Source organism: 'Nostoc azollae' 0708, from assembly GCF_000196515.1.
Taxonomy (GTDB): Bacteria; Cyanobacteriota; Cyanobacteriia; order Cyanobacteriales; family Nostocaceae; genus Trichormus_B; species Trichormus_B azollae.
The window spans coordinates 4,179,575-4,193,859 of sequence record NC_014248.1 but is presented as its reverse complement, the minus strand read 5'-3'; the positions used below and the strand labels follow the sequence as shown (position 1 = coordinate 4,193,859).

The window sequence follows — 14,285 nt, the reverse complement described above, 5'->3', positions numbered from 1 at the left end:
CATGACTAGTATATTCTAGACTATCATGGGCTTTTTACATATAAAAACATTTCCATTCAATCTACCATTAATTAGTATGAAGATTTCCCAGAAGATTTCCATGCACTTGATACTACTATTTTTGGGTATTCCAGTTAGTTTTAACCACCAAATAGCTCAAGCACAAACTCCTGTTGCACCACCAACTACCGCAAAATATACTTGTCCTGCTCAACTAGAATCATCTATATAATGCTGTAATTAACCGTCCTATCTTTAAAAAGATGCGTTGGGGAATTTTGGTAAACCCTCTATCATCTCCACAAACACTTTACAGTCGACAAGCCGATAAATATTTTATTCCTGGTTCTAATGCTAAATTGTTCACAACAGCAGCAGCATTACAAAAATTAGGAGCAAATTTTCGCGTTCCCACTTCTATTTATCAAGATAGCGAAGGAGTTTTACGGATTGTTGGTAGAGGAGATCCCAGTTGAAAAGATGAGCAACTGAAAATATTAGCCAAGCAACTATATCAACAAGGTATTCGTCAAATTAATCAATTAATTGTTGATGATACTTATTTTCAAGGTGAACTTATTCATCCCAGTTGGCAATGGGAATACGTACAAGCTTATTATGGTGCACCAGTTAATAGTTTGATATTAAATGAAAACGCCTCTCTATTAAGATTGTTACCCCAAAAAATCGATCAGCCATTCCAAATCAAATGGAATGCTCCAACGGAAGCATATAAATGGAGTATTGAAAATACTGCTGTCACTCTTCAAGAAAATGAACCGAATTTTGTGGAAATCAATCGTGATCTTAAATCTTAAAGGACAAACATTGCGGATAAAAGGGCAATTAGCTGTAAATACCAAACCAGCAAGAAATCACAGCTTTAGCTATTTTTGAGCCCATTGACAATTTCCTCATAAATTTCCGTCATAATTTACTCAAAAAGGGAATTACCGTTAAACCAATATCTATAGCTAATGGTATGAAGAATGTACAAGAGATAGCATTTGTTGAACCTCCATCTTTATCTGAATTAGTGATAGAAACAAATATCAATAGCAATAATTTGTATGCAGAAGCTTTACTCAGACATTTAGCTAATCAGCAGCCATTAGCAAAAAATCAAACTACAGCCGATGTAGGATTGCAAATTTTAAAAACCACCTTAAATGAATTGGGAATTTAACCCACAAATTACATATTAGTAGATGGTTCTGGTTTATCTTGTAAAAACTTAATTAGTCCAGAAGCCTTGGTACAACTTTTGCAAGTGATGGCTAAATCTTCCCAAGCAGAAATATTTCGTGCATCCTTACCCATTGCAGGTATGAGTGTCTCTTTAAGAAATAGATTTATTAACACATCGGCTCAGGGAATTATCCAAGCCAAAGCAGGTACAATGATGGGTGTAGTTTCCCTATCTGGATATGTCAATGCTCCTAATCATGAACCTTTAGTGTTCAGTATTAATTATGGTAAATCAATCGGAACAACCTGCAAGCGTTATGAGGAAAGCAATAGATAAAATTGTGGTGTTATTAGCGCAGTTGAAGTGATGTTAATATGTAAGAATTCAGGAGTTAGGAGTAAGGAGTCAGAATTTTTGATAAATTGGTTAATTATCAAATAGGTATAGAAGGTTGATGAGATTTTTTATCACTACACTATTTTGCTACTTTATCAATAGACCTATTTTTAAAGGAAATTTTGTGGGAAAATAAACAGAGAAAATGTAACTGTGTATATCAAGAATGACAAGTACCCTAGAAAGAATAGAATTATACCCCCAGGAATCGAAAATATTAATTAGGATTAAGTATGAAGACTTTATCACATTAGTAGCATTAGCAGAAAAAAGGCATCTAGAGAAACAGGCAGAAATTGAAAAAAGAAAAATTAGGTTAATAGCGTCTGGAGGAGAATGTAAAGCAGAAATGACCCCAAAGGAGGGAGTATGTCTATGCCTAGTAGACCTGAGACAGAAGCCAACATTTGAAACTCTAGGATTATTGTTTGATCTATGGAGGACAAAAGCAAATAACACATTTCATTATTGGGTAGAAATTCTGAGGGAAATTTTACCTGTCTCCCAAATATAAGAAGAAAAAAAAGATGAGCAAAAATATCAAGAATTATGGGAAGGAATGAGTCAGTTTATATTAATAAATAATAGATATGCAGAGAAAGCTATAGAAAAACCAGGTGACTATCAAGAGCAGGAAAAATATTATTCATGCAAGAAGAAAACACACACTCTCAAAAATCAATTTAGAGTATTGCCAGGAGGTGAAGACATAGTTGATATTTATATTGGACAATTAGGTAAGATAAGCGATACTACAGTATTTAGAAATAATTGCCAAAACCTAGATGCCAAAGAGAGATTTTTGGGAGACAAAGCTTATATAGGAGAAGAATTTATTACCACACCTTATAAGAAGCCCAAAAAAGCTGAACTTTCAGAGATTTCAAAAGAAGAAAATAAGAAAATATCATCAAGAAGAATTGATGTTGAACATCTCATATGTAGAGGTACAACTTTTCGAGTGGCTAGTGATAGATTTCCTTTAGCTGGACATGGTTATAATCCGGTGATAATGGCAGTATGTGGATTAGTTGGGTTAGATCTAAATTATTCATTTATACTAAATCATAATATTTGAATTATCAGCCTTTAGATTATCTTCTTTAGGAAGCTATGTTTCTCAGAACTTTTAAACTGTAAGTTTGATATTTTCATCCCCAAACCCTTATTTTCGCCTTCAGGCATAATTAGTGTTTCACCCCAGTTATAGTTCGTGTAACGCTCTCACAGTAGGCCTTTTATCTTTTTTAGACAAGTCTAATGAGTAAGTCCTTTGTTTTTAGAAAGTTTAATCAACTTGAAGAGATTGGTATCAACTTCCTAATTTGGGAATGGTAGCTTCAATCTGGCACAGAAAGTCTAAAGGCTTCTTATCTGTAATTTCGATGCCTGAAAGAAAGGTAAGCATTCAGGTCTAAGGAAGAGGGATTAAAGAAGGTGTATGGAAAGCAGAGTAAACCATGGCTTTCATAGGTTGGTCAGAAAACTCAATTAGAGAAAGTGCTTGACGACGACAAGTTTGTATAACCGTCAATAAATTGGCAGGATGTTGGAATAGCTCCAGAGAAAGAGAACCACCACAAACTTTTCGTTGTGTCAGTGCTAAATGTAACCTTGGTTCAGCTAAATTATGATCAAGGTCTATTGCCTAAGGAAGGTAAAAGTTTACCAGGTTCCCCTGGGGCTTTATCAATAAATGAATGGAAGATTCAACTTTCGGTTTAAACTAGGATGGCTAAGTCAAGAATTCATGAAGGTTTTGGGTTTGTTGGAATAAAGGGTAGTTTTTAAAACCTTCATCTATGAGGTCCATGAATGTTGTGCCAATTTCTTGGTGATTGAAGCCAGGAATCTTGATTAGTGTCTTGAAGTGACGGGGTAGGGTAGATGTGCCTGACATTTCTGTTGAGCTGTGACCGCATAACCGTTATAGGCAGTAAAGTCATCAGAACTGATTACACCAGAGTAACTTGAACCCACAATGGATTCTAATTCGCCAGGACAAGGAGTATCAGGCCCATGAAATAAAGGGAAGTCACTATTGGCAAAAATCCATAACCATTGTTTCACCCCTTTGACTACCCAGAGTGTTTCATCCCCAAGGATATGAGGCTGGGTTTGTTTTATCCACTGTTTGAGGCTATGAATACTTTGAGCCACTGGACCATCTATTCCTTCATTGGTACCTACTAATGTTCCCACTCCAATTTCTATTGGACCCAGTTCCCACAACAAGAAGTATTCTTTTTCATAGGGTCAATGGCCCTAGTTATTGATCCATCCCAAACAAGATTGTAGTGTGATTCCTATATCTTGTCCCGGTACTATCTCTGCTGACCAGTGTGCCCTTTGTGTTTCCGCACACACACTGCAAATCCACTTCCATTGGCCTGTCCACCAACTCCCCTACTTGTTGTGTTTCGATTTTTATTATTAGTTCGCCAAATAATTCCCCCTGAGCTCACCATCCACACACTTGCCGTCCCACTATCTCAAATCTATCCTATCTACTCCACCAAACCCCTTTCTCCTTTTTCCCCTATGCCCTGGTTGTCCTCTTGGTTTCCGTTTTCATGTCTGGTTTTCTTCTGGTTTCTCTTGTTGTTTGTTCTCGGTTTTTTTGAGGATGTCTCCCGACGGTGGTTTGGATAATGTTATGGTTTCTAAATCTCTACTGACTTTGAGTTTCTCTATTTCTTTTTCCAGTTCTACTACTCTATTTGTTAGCTTCTCTATACTTTTCGCCTAGTCAATAATGATTTCTACCAGTTGCTCTGTTCCCAACTGCTTCAATATCTCTCTGTCTAGTTTTGGTCCCAGCTTCTTTTCCATAACTGCTATATTCTGCCTCACCTATCACACTTGTCAATACCCCACCACCTGAATTCCCCAATTTACTCACAAGTAATTCTTACTATTTGTGGTTTAGTCACATTAGGAATTGGTTCATGAGTGTTGCCCATTTCATAAATGTTATGGATATGAGGTCAGTTATGAATTTGTCATCAACATCTTCATGGATAGGAACTCTCCGTAATTATTCCCAACCCTGATTCTTTCCTTGCCTCTTTCCTAATTTTAACACTATGGAAAGCCAGATACAGACTCCTTTGTAAATTTTCAGAGGTGTCTAGTAACGATAAGTAGTGAAGCGGACAGATGGTTTATTAGTTTTCAGATAGAAGTAGAACCGACAATATCAAATTTAGACAGTATTCTGGGTGTAGATTTAGGTGTGAAAAATCTAGCCATATTATCTACATGTGAAGTAATTACAGGTGCTCAATCTTATAAAAGATATGAATCTAAATTAAGGAGATTACAATAGACCTCTTGCAAAATTGTTTCTGTGGTATGATCGAGAGTCTTAGATATTATGTATTTTTGGTGTTCTTTGTGATCGCTAATTCAAACATAACAGTGTAACTCTAACTTTTGGCTAAAACAAAGACAACCCCTTTTTATAACATAAAATTAATTCTGTAAGAGGTATAATGATTTTGAACCGGGTTTAATTTTGTACTTAGTCGTCTTTATTAAGAGAATATCTAACTTAATACTAGTAATCCCTATTTAGCGCCAATAAATTCTAGTCAATTCTACCACTAACTAGTTCTTATGTACTAAATACATCCGTTTTGTTGGGGTCTAACAGTTCTGACTTTTACCTTGGGGTAACTAAAAATTACACAACAAAAGGCTGGTAAGATGCCCGCACCACAAGATAGGATTAATTATTTTTTGGAAATACCTAATATCTAATTCGCGGATCTACATAAGCATTGAGAATATCAATTAAAATACTCGCAGTCACAACGATCGCACTAAAAAATACTAACACCCCCTGCACCGTTGGGTAATCCCGGTCAGAAATGGCTTGATATAATCTATTTGCTAACCCCGGCCACGAAAAAGTTACTTCCGTTAAAATTGCTCCTCCTAATAGGGAAGCAAATGTTAATCCTAATACTGTAATTACGGGAATTAAGGCATTCTTTAAAGCATGGGACACTAAAATATTATTTTCTGGAATTCCTCGCGCCCTAGCAGCTTCTACATAATCAGCTTTTAAGGTCTGCTTTAAATTCACCCGCACAATACGCTCAAAAATGCCACTGAGCAAAATTCCTAAAGTCAAACTTGGTAATGCCAAATGATGTAAAGCTGTGAAAAATTGACTGAAATTACCACCTAATAAACTATCAATTGTATATAAACCAGTAATAGGTGCAGGTGCAGGAAGATTAGGAGGAAAACGGTTAGAATTAGGAAACCAACCAAGTTGCACTGAGAAAATTAATTGTAACAACATTCCCGCCCAAAACATGGGGAGTGCATAGGTAATAATTCCAAATAAACGCCCACCTAAATCAAAAGAAGTTCCTGGACGAGAAGCAGAAAGTGTACCCACTAAAATCCCGACAATTAAAGCCACCAGCATACTACAAACGGCTAACTCTACTGTGGCTGGAAAATGCTGACTAATAATTTCCCAAACATTTTGTCCCCGACTTGTTAAGGAAGTACCTAAATCGAAACGCAGTATATTTCCTAAACAATTGAGGTATTGTAACCAGATAGGTAAATCTAAACCCAGTTGTTTTCTTAATTCTTCTTTCGCACTTTCTGGTGCACGTCCACCGAGAATTGCATCTGCTGGATCGCCTGGAGTTGCTCTCAGTAAAAGAAAAACAATGGTGATAATAGTTAATAGTTGCAATGGTGCAAATAGCACCCGAGAAACAATGTAATACTGTAAAGCTTTTGAACGAGACATATTTATAGTAAGTTTTCAGGAGTCAGGAGTCAGGAGTCAGGAGTCAGGAGTCAGGAGTCAGGAGTCAGGAGTCAGGAGTCAGGAATTAAATATATTATTCTTGTTCCCAGTCCCTAGTCCCCAGTCCCGAATCTTGAATCCCTACTTTTTAATGTTCTTGTAAATCAAGTTCTGGGTAGGATCAAGTTTTACATTACTTACACCTTTTTGGGCAAATACATAATCTTTGTTTTGCCATAAAGGAATATAAGGGACATCATTAACTACTTGGCTTTGAATCTCAGTAAATATTCTTTTTCTGGCTTCTGGGTTTTGTTCCTTACGTTGTTGATCAATGAGTTTATTCATTGTTTCGCTATAGTAAAATGACCCTTGCATTTGACTTCCTCCGTCTTCACAGCCTTTTGATTCTGAACCTTTTTCACAAGCTAAAAATGGTTGTACGTAATTATCTGGGTCTAAAAAGTCTGGATACCAATCTAGTAAAGCTACTGGATATAAACTTTTGGAAATTTCTTTAAAAAATGTAGCACCTTCTACGGTTTTTACTTCCAATTGTAATATCCCATCCATTTTAGTATCAGCCAAGGATTTGAGTGTTTGTGCGGCTAAACTTCGAGTTGGTGAACTCGCAGGATACCAAACTTGCACTTTAGCGGGATTTTGTTGGGAAAAACCAACGGTAGTTAACAACTTTTTAGCTTCTTCAAAGTTACCATCACCATATTTAGCTTGAAATAATGGCTGGGAAACATTAAAGGTAGTGGGAATCATGGTGTAAAGTAGATCTGCCTGATTAAACAAAACTCGCTCATTGAATAATTGACGATTAATGAGTGATGCGATCGCTCTTCTAACTTCTGGTTTATCCAAAGGTTTCTGATTGCGATTCAACACCATATAACTCACTACACTACCTTGGGCAGTGATGGTTTGCCAATCTCCTTTTTTAGCACCTTCTTCTAAACTACGAATTTGGTCTGGTTGTAAAGATAGATAAGCAACGTCTACCGCACTAGTTTTAAAAGCATTGAACAAATTCACTGGACTGCTTTGAATCTGGACATTAATACCTTTATTCGCTGGTTTTTCTCCCCAATATTTATCAAATACATCAAATCTGAGAGAATCAGTCCCATACTGGGCTAATTTATAAGGGCCAGTTCCCACAAAGATATTGGGTTGAAATTTACCTGCACCTATTTCGTAAGCTCTCGGAGAGACAGCACACACTCCAGAAAATGCTAACAGTGAAGGAAAAGCTGCAAAGGGCTTTTTCAGCTTAATTGTTAATTCATAATCCCCTGTAGCTTTCACTGAATCTACCGTATCTGATAGTAAGAAAGATGGTTTACCTTTATTTTCGATAAAACGCTGGATGGTAAATTCCATTGCTTTAGCGTTAAAAGGTGTACCATCGTGAAAGAGCACTCCTTGACGTATAGGTATGGTGTATGTTGAACCATCTGCACTAACTTTAGGTAAAGCTGTAGCCAGTTGGGGTTTAATTTCTATACTCCCTGGTTCGTAAGTATATAGGCGATCACTCATATTAAACACCAAACCCATAGATGCTAATTCATACGCATCAGCCGGATCAAGGGTACGAGGTTTCTGAGTCGTACCGATAGTAATCCGTCCATCACTGGCAGGAGTATTGACAGCACCAGATGTTGGAGTAGTTATCTGTTGAGGAGGGGTACAGCTTACAGTCAACAATAAACAGATAGAGAATAAAGATAGAAATTTCGCTATTCTACCCCACCGTGTCATAGCCCACGAAAACCAAGTTATTACCATTAATTTTTTCAAATCAGCAGTTAATTATTCTAGGATATATGTTTAGCTATTTACATCTGGTCAAATTATCTTCACAAGATTAGTATCTTATGCTTGTAAAACTTGAGCAGGAGTCAACTTGAGATCAGGAAATAGAGGAGAAACGATCAAGGTATCATTTTCAAATACCTGTTGTTCATAAAAACCTTCCACCCATTCCAATACTGTCACCTTTTGGGCGATGGGATCAACAATCTAATATTCAGCAATACCCCATGCTGCATACTCGGATCTCTTGTAGCCATAATCACGACTAGCCTGATTAGGACTCACCACCTTAACCACCAATAACGGTGGTGGCATATCCATTAATACCAGTGATCGAGTAGCTCCTGTCATTGCGATCGCTAACTCTTCAGAAAGTAGTACCAGATCAGGTACACGCACACCCAAACTTCTGCTATTCACAGCCACCTAAGCTTCATCCCCAATCGAGAATATGGGATGCCTAATTGATAAAAATAGAACAATAGAAACATTACTATTCTTAGATTGATATCACGTTCTGAAAGTATGGGAATTAATTCTCCATTTTCCAATTCTTCATATAAATTATCCGTACCATCGTCATATTTGAGAAATTCCTCAAAGGTCATATTTTTAACAATTGCCACTGTCATTGCCTTTTCTCCGGTGGATTAGCTGATATTAATCAGCGCTTAGTTTTTTAATCTCTCATTCTTCAATTAAGGCTCTCGCAACAACCTCACCTCCTTTTGCTGATTGAGTTGAGGCAGGAAGATGCTTTGTATTAACAGGAGCTGACAGTAAATACAATGTTTTTTGGCATGTGAAAATTCCTCTAGAGAAATTAAGATAGCCTTGTTACCTTTGTTATTACAAATAATAGTCGGTTCTACATGTGCAATAACACGATCTATTAAACCATATAAGTCATTACTTGCCTCTTGAGTAGTCATTGCATGCATTTCATACTCTTTTATCTGTTAAATATTAGTTAAATTCTAGCCTAGAACTTTTAGTATAAAAGAAGAGATAATATTAGGTTTACCCTTTTAACCTAGGTACAACATAGGCAGGGAAAACCTAGCTAAATTAGTTGGTCAGCAGAAAGGCTCAAAGAAAGCGTAGACGCACAGCGGCTTCTCGGAGAGTAGTATGTAACTAAAGTTAAAATTTCCCAAAAACCTCTTCCCTCCTGCCTTGTCATAACGACAATTTTTAACGCCGACCTGCTTAAATTATCATTATGTTTAGATTTGATGAGAATCTAAATTGTTAAAAAGCGCCTCATAAAATTCTGTATTCTCTTTCTGTAGTTCCTTTATTATTTCTTGAAGCTGTAAACGTTCATCTGGGGAGACATACTTGACTGTTACTACATCTTTATGTTTTGTGATTCCACGGTTCATAGGGTAGAAATTATGAGTCGGATCAAACCAGACAATATTGAACGTGTTATTCCAGATGAAACCATAAATTCGCCCATAATTTCTTCCCAACCTTACTTCAAAAGGCCTTGAGCCTATTTCCCTAGCCTGATCTAGCAATAATTCTTCGTCCCTTGTTTGAACGAAGAGCTTATCCTTAATCTTTATTACCTCATCAGAAAACGAGTCCCTAATTGAAGTTTGGGAATTGAAGATCGACTTAGGTGATAAACTAGGATGCGTTTGCTCAGTTATTTCCCTTTCTGTACTGGATTCTATTGTGGATATGCAATCAAACAATTTCTGATAGTATTTGATTTCCATTCCATGAAAAAAGAACTCGTCTGAGTCCCAATCAAGGTATTTAAAGGAAACACGGAGACACTCTTCTACTACAGACTTTGCATCTTGTTCCGCAATAGCACTAAATTTGTTTTTAGCCATAGGCTTTCAACTTAGAAGCGAAGTAGTTACGCAGACATTCTGAAGTAGTTCTGAAGTAGTTACGCATACATTCTTTAGTCATTAAAGTATTGCTACCTTCTGATTCATCTAAATCACCCCTTGCCTCTAGCCAAGGTCTTTCTCTGTGCGTTATTGTGGTAAGTGCTGCTTTGTTATATCGGATATAAGCACTTACCACATATCTTAATTATTCATCATCAATGCCATCTGCCTCCCATACCTCCTCATCAATTGGATGCCACTTATACCCCTTATATTTTTTATAGTAAAGATCATATATCACTGGTCCATGCTGCCATGCCTGAAAATCTTCAGGGAATAACTCTTTTGCTTCAGCTCAGGCATATCCTTATGCGTAATACAATTTCTGTAACTTCATTGGTGAAGGACTTTCATCAAATAGCTCTCTGTGAATAGCTATGATTGCTCTTTGAACCTTATCTAATTCTTGTAAAATCATATTCATTCACCTCAAATAAATACTATACTATTGTAATCTTTAATTAAGATAACTATGTTAAGAATATTAAGAACATGAGGATTTTCCGCTTCTTCCTATCCTAATAGCCAGAACTTCTATACGTAAACTTAGTCTAAAATCAAACCTGTAATCATTCAATAAGCGCTCGCCAGTTAAAACACCAATTTAGTTTTATGCCAGACATTGTGGACTTAAAAGCATTTAATCACCACAGAGCCATTCAGATGATAATCAGCAGCATTTTGGGGATTGGTAGGGATGTTTGAGCCACAAGCCAGTTAATCACATCTATAATTAGAAGCTTGCAAAGCGTTCCATCAATAGTTACACTTTTTAAAATATTCTCATTTTTGCTTGGCAATCCCATAGCCACTCCAACAGACACTTCCCAAAAGTTATCAACTAAAGGGAATAAAGCTGTTTCAGCGGATCAGCATTGCTAAACCACAGGCTCATCTGTGGTAGAACTCAAGACTGGCAATAACAAAAAACTCAGAGATTTCTCCAAGCGACGGCTTCCGTTTCCTGAGAACCTCAGTAAGAAAATTGCTTTGTAAACTAACTCTTCAAGGAGGATCGTAGTCGATGGGACTACCTTGGTACCGAGTACATACAGTTGTTCTGAACGATCCAGGTCGACTGATTTCTGTACACCTGATGCACACAGCACTAGTCGCCGGCTGGGCTGGTTCAATGGCATTATACGAACTAGCTGTATACGACCCCAGTGATCCAGTTCTCAACCCCATGTGGCGACAAGGGATGTTTGTTCTTCCTTTCATGTCACGTTTGGGCGTAATCAAATCCTGGGGCGGTTGGAGTGTTACTGGTGGCACAGCAGTAGATCCTGGCTTCTGGTCATTTGAAGGCGTTGCTGCTGCTCACATTGTTCTTTCCGGTTTGTTATTCCTAGCAGCCGTTTGGCACTGGGTTTACTGGGATTTGGAACTCTTCAGAGATCCTCGTACCGGCGAACCTGCCTTAGACTTGCCAAAAATGTTTGGCATCCACTTATTCTTATCTGGTTTACTTTGCTTCAGCTTCGGTGCTTTCCACCTCACCGGACTATTTGGTCCTGGGATGTGGGTATCCGATGCCTTTGGTGTCACTGGCAGCATCCAACCAGTAGCACCAGAATGGGGACCAGCCGGGTTTAACCCCTATAACCCTGGTGGCATTGTCGCTCACCACATTGCAGCTGGTGTAGTTGGTATTATCGCTGGTTTATTCCACCTCACAGTCAGACCCCCCGAAAGGCTCTACAAAGCACTACGGATGGGTAACATTGAAACCGTACTTTCCAGCAGTATTGCTGCGGTGTTCTTCGCTGCTTTCGTAGTAGCTGGTACTATGTGGTACGGTAACGCTGCTACCCCCATCGAATTGTTTGGACCTACCCGTTACCAGTGGGATCAAGGCTACTTCCGTCAAGAAATTGAGCGCCGTGTGCAAACCAGTGTTGCTCAAGGCACAAGTCTAAGTGAAGCTTGGTCACAAATCCCCGAAAAATTGGCCTTCTACGATTACGTAGGTAATAGCCCCGCTAAAGGTGGTCTATTCCGTACAGGTCCAATGGTTAAGGGTGATGGTATTGCCCAATCTTGGCAAGGCCACGCAGTATTCACAGATGCAGAAGGACGTGAGTTAACTGTACGTCGTCTGCCTAACTTCTTTGAAACCTTCCCAGTAATTTTGACCGATAAAGATGGAATTGTCCGCGCTGACATTCCTTTCCGTCGGGCAGAATCTAAATATAGCTTTGAGCAAACAGGCGTTACTGTTAGCTTCTACGGCGGCAATCTCAACGGCAATACCTTTACAGATCCTGCTGACGTGAAGAAATACGCTCGTAAAGCTCAAGGTGGAGAAATATTTGAATTTGACCGCGAAACCTTAAACTCTGATGGTGTATTCCGTACATCTCCCAGAGGTTGGTTTACCTTTGGTCACGCGGTATTTGCCCTACTGTTCTTCTTTGGACACCTCTGGCATGGTTCTCGGACAATCTACCGTGACGTCTTTGCCGGTGTAGAAGCGGATCTGGAAGAGCAAGTTGAGTGGGGTCTGTTCCAGAAAGTTGGTGACAAGACCACTCGTACGCGTAAAGAAGCTTAAACTAGGAAAAAGTGTGAAGTATGAAGTTTTATTGCTTCATACTTTTTCCTAGTCCTGGTAAACTAAGATTACTGGCTGGATAGGCAGGAACTCCTAATATGGAAAGATATGGAAAGCGTTGCATACATCTTAATTTTGACCTTGGCAATAGGTGTTCTCTTCTTTGCGATCGCATTTCGCGAACCCCCCCGCTTTGAGAGAAAAGAGAAAGATTAAACAGTTAAAAACTAAAAGCTGGCATTTTTTCTCAGTATTCACCATTTAGCGATTTTTCAAGTCAGATTCTGAATTACCAGACTTGTAAAAAAAACTCACAATATTATCCGTTGCTGCCTATTTTGGGTAGCAACGGATAATATTGTGAGTCTCTGTTGCTAAAATTTATTAGGCTGAAAATGCCAACAAGGGAAAAGATTTTGGTTATGTGATATAATATCCTATCTGGAAGATAATATGTGTAAACCTAGCTCTTCTACGCTAGGTTTAACAAGGATGTAAGTGTAGACTTATTTAAAAGCCACCGCATATACATCGTTAACTTTGACAAAAACTTGACGGAGACTAGAACCAGGAACAAATCAGCATGGTCAATCAGAATTTAACCGCTACAGAAATTGGATTTACTCACGAAGATTTCGCTGCTCTACTTGATAAGTACGATTATCACTTCAGCCCTGGTGATATTGTACCAGGTACAGTGTTTAGTATAGAGCCGCGCGGCGCTCTGATTGACATTGGTGCTAAAACAGCAGCATACATACCTATACAGGAAATGTCTATTAACCGGGTGGATAGCCCGGAAGAAGTCTTACAATCAAACGAAACACGGGAATTTTTCATCCTCACTGATGAAAACGAAGATGGTCAGTTAACCCTTTCCATTCGTCGTATTGAATACATGAGGGCATGGGAAAGAGTACGGCAGTTACAAGCAGAAGATGCTACGGTCCGTTCTGGTGTATTTGCCACTAATCGTGGGGGCGCATTGGTACGAATTGAGGGATTACGCGGCTTTATACCCGGCTCTCACATTAGTACCCGCAAACCAAAAGAAGAATTGGTAGGGGAAGAATTGCCGTTAAAATTCTTAGAAGTAGACGAAGAACGTAACCGCTTAGTTCTCTCCCATCGTCGGGCGCTGGTTGAGCGGAAGATGAACCGTTTGGAAGTTGGCGAAGTGGTGATTGGTACAGTTCGTGGTATCAAACCCTACGGTGCATTCATCGACATCGGTGGTGTTAGCGGACTACTCCACATTTCTGAAATTTCCCACGAGCATATTGACACACCTCACAGCGTGTTCAATGTCAATGATGAAGTGAAAGTGATGATCATTGACTTGGATGCAGAAAGAGGACGGATTTCTCTGTCTACCAAACAGTTGGAACCAGAACCTGGTGACATGATTAAGAACCGCGATTTGGTCTATGATAAGGCCGAAGAAATGGCAGCTAAGTATAGGGAACAAATGTTAGCTAAACAGCAAGGTATCACTGCTGCACCTGTGGAAGTTGTAGAAGCTGTGGAAGCTGTAGAAACTATAGCTGAAGAAGAAATTCCCCCAGTAACTGAAGTTGAAGAAGAAATTCCCCCAGCTGTTGAACAATAATATATTCTAAGTTGTAATTGCTT

At 38.6% G+C, this 14,285-nt stretch carries 10 protein-coding genes and 2 pseudogenes; 6 read left to right on the top strand and 6 right to left on the bottom strand.

The genetic code is table 11. From position 1 onward, the window contains the following. The first annotated feature begins 82 nt into the window (after positions 1-82). From dacB to AAZO_RS19565, 3 genes and pseudogenes are all read left to right on the top strand, one after another. Positions 83-1,556 (top strand): annotated as a pseudogene (dacB, locus tag AAZO_RS19575) (D-alanyl-D-alanine carboxypeptidase/D-alanyl-D-alanine endopeptidase). A gap of 195 nt (positions 1,557-1,751) precedes the next feature. Continuing rightward, positions 1,752-2,099, top strand: a complete 348-nt coding sequence (locus AAZO_RS19570) for a helix-turn-helix domain-containing protein (RefSeq protein WP_041643484.1) — start codon at positions 1,752-1,754, stop codon at positions 2,097-2,099. 45 nt (positions 2,100-2,144) lie between these two features. After that, a complete protein-coding gene (locus tag AAZO_RS19565; protein WP_049790833.1) occupies positions 2,145-2,663 on the top strand; it encodes an HARBI1 family protein in 519 nt (172 codons plus the stop codon). A 779-nt stretch (positions 2,664-3,442) separates the two neighbouring features. Here the strand turns inward: AAZO_RS19565 and AAZO_RS44060 are convergent. The 6 genes and pseudogenes from AAZO_RS44060 to AAZO_RS27330 all read right to left on the bottom strand — a co-directional run bounded on the left by AAZO_RS44060 (position 3,443) and on the right by AAZO_RS27330 (position 10,235). Then, complete coding sequence (locus AAZO_RS44060; protein WP_049790832.1) at positions 3,443-3,820, bottom strand: IS66 family transposase; 378 nt, start codon at positions 3,818-3,820, stop codon at positions 3,443-3,445. Between the two features lie 1,516 nt (positions 3,821-5,336). Then, positions 5,337-6,362: an ABC transporter permease gene (locus AAZO_RS19555; RefSeq protein WP_013192571.1), complete on the bottom strand. Its 1,026-nt coding sequence runs from the start codon at positions 6,360-6,362 to the stop codon at positions 5,337-5,339. 141 nt (positions 6,363-6,503) lie between these two features. Then, positions 6,504-8,135: an ABC transporter substrate-binding protein gene (locus tag AAZO_RS19550; protein WP_013192570.1), complete on the bottom strand. Its 1,632-nt coding sequence runs from the start codon at positions 8,133-8,135 to the stop codon at positions 6,504-6,506. A gap of 114 nt (positions 8,136-8,249) precedes the next feature. Next, a pseudogene (locus AAZO_RS19545) lies at positions 8,250-8,821 on the bottom strand (Uma2 family endonuclease). Between the two features lie 594 nt (positions 8,822-9,415). After that, positions 9,416-10,036 carry a hypothetical protein gene (locus tag AAZO_RS19535; protein ID WP_013192569.1) on the bottom strand — a complete coding sequence of 207 codons (621 nt, stop codon included), beginning with the start codon at positions 10,034-10,036 and terminating at the stop codon, positions 9,416-9,418. Continuing rightward, positions 10,029-10,235 carry a Panacea domain-containing protein gene (locus AAZO_RS27330; protein WP_049790831.1) on the bottom strand — a complete coding sequence of 69 codons (207 nt, stop codon included), beginning with the start codon at positions 10,233-10,235 and terminating at the stop codon, positions 10,029-10,031. The genes AAZO_RS19535 and AAZO_RS27330 overlap by 8 nt, the downstream gene beginning before the upstream one ends. Before the next feature lie 888 nt (positions 10,236-11,123). Between AAZO_RS27330 and psbB the strand changes: the two genes are divergently transcribed. The 3 genes from psbB (at position 11,124) to AAZO_RS19520 (ending at position 14,262) form a co-directional block, all read left to right on the top strand. Further along, a complete protein-coding gene (psbB, locus tag AAZO_RS19525) occupies positions 11,124-12,653 on the top strand; it encodes a photosystem II chlorophyll-binding protein CP47 (protein WP_013192568.1) in 1,530 nt (509 codons plus the stop codon). A 108-nt stretch (positions 12,654-12,761) separates the two neighbouring features. After that, positions 12,762-12,869 carry a photosystem II reaction center protein T gene (locus AAZO_RS31400; RefSeq protein ID WP_013192567.1) on the top strand — a complete coding sequence of 36 codons (108 nt, stop codon included), beginning with the start codon at positions 12,762-12,764 and terminating at the stop codon, positions 12,867-12,869. Between the two features lie 367 nt (positions 12,870-13,236). Continuing rightward, a complete protein-coding gene (locus AAZO_RS19520) occupies positions 13,237-14,262 on the top strand; it encodes a 30S ribosomal protein S1 (RefSeq protein ID WP_013192566.1) in 1,026 nt (341 codons plus the stop codon). Positions 14,263-14,285 lie beyond the last annotated feature (23 nt).

Bases quoted from the DNA above. Each gene is read 5' to 3' on its own strand.
- AAZO_RS19520 (WP_013192566.1), top strand. From the start codon at position 13,237: ATGGTCAATCAGAATTTAACCGCTACAGAAATTGGATTTACTCACGAA.
- psbB (WP_013192568.1), top strand. From the start codon at position 11,124: ATGGGACTACCTTGGTACCGAGTACATACAGTTGTTCTGAACGATCCA.
- AAZO_RS19550 (WP_013192570.1), bottom strand. From the start codon at position 8,135: ATGACACGGTGGGGTAGAATAGCGAAATTTCTATCTTTATTCTCTATC.
- AAZO_RS31400 (WP_013192567.1), top strand. From the start codon at position 12,762: ATGGAAAGCGTTGCATACATCTTAATTTTGACCTTGGCAATAGGTGTT.
- AAZO_RS19555 (WP_013192571.1), bottom strand. From the start codon at position 6,362: ATGTCTCGTTCAAAAGCTTTACAGTATTACATTGTTTCTCGGGTGCTA.
- AAZO_RS19535 (WP_013192569.1), bottom strand. From the start codon at position 10,036: ATGGCTAAAAACAAATTTAGTGCTATTGCGGAACAAGATGCAAAGTCT.
- AAZO_RS19570 (WP_041643484.1), top strand. From the start codon at position 1,752: ATGACAAGTACCCTAGAAAGAATAGAATTATACCCCCAGGAATCGAAA.
- AAZO_RS19565 (WP_049790833.1), top strand. From the start codon at position 2,145: ATGAGTCAGTTTATATTAATAAATAATAGATATGCAGAGAAAGCTATA.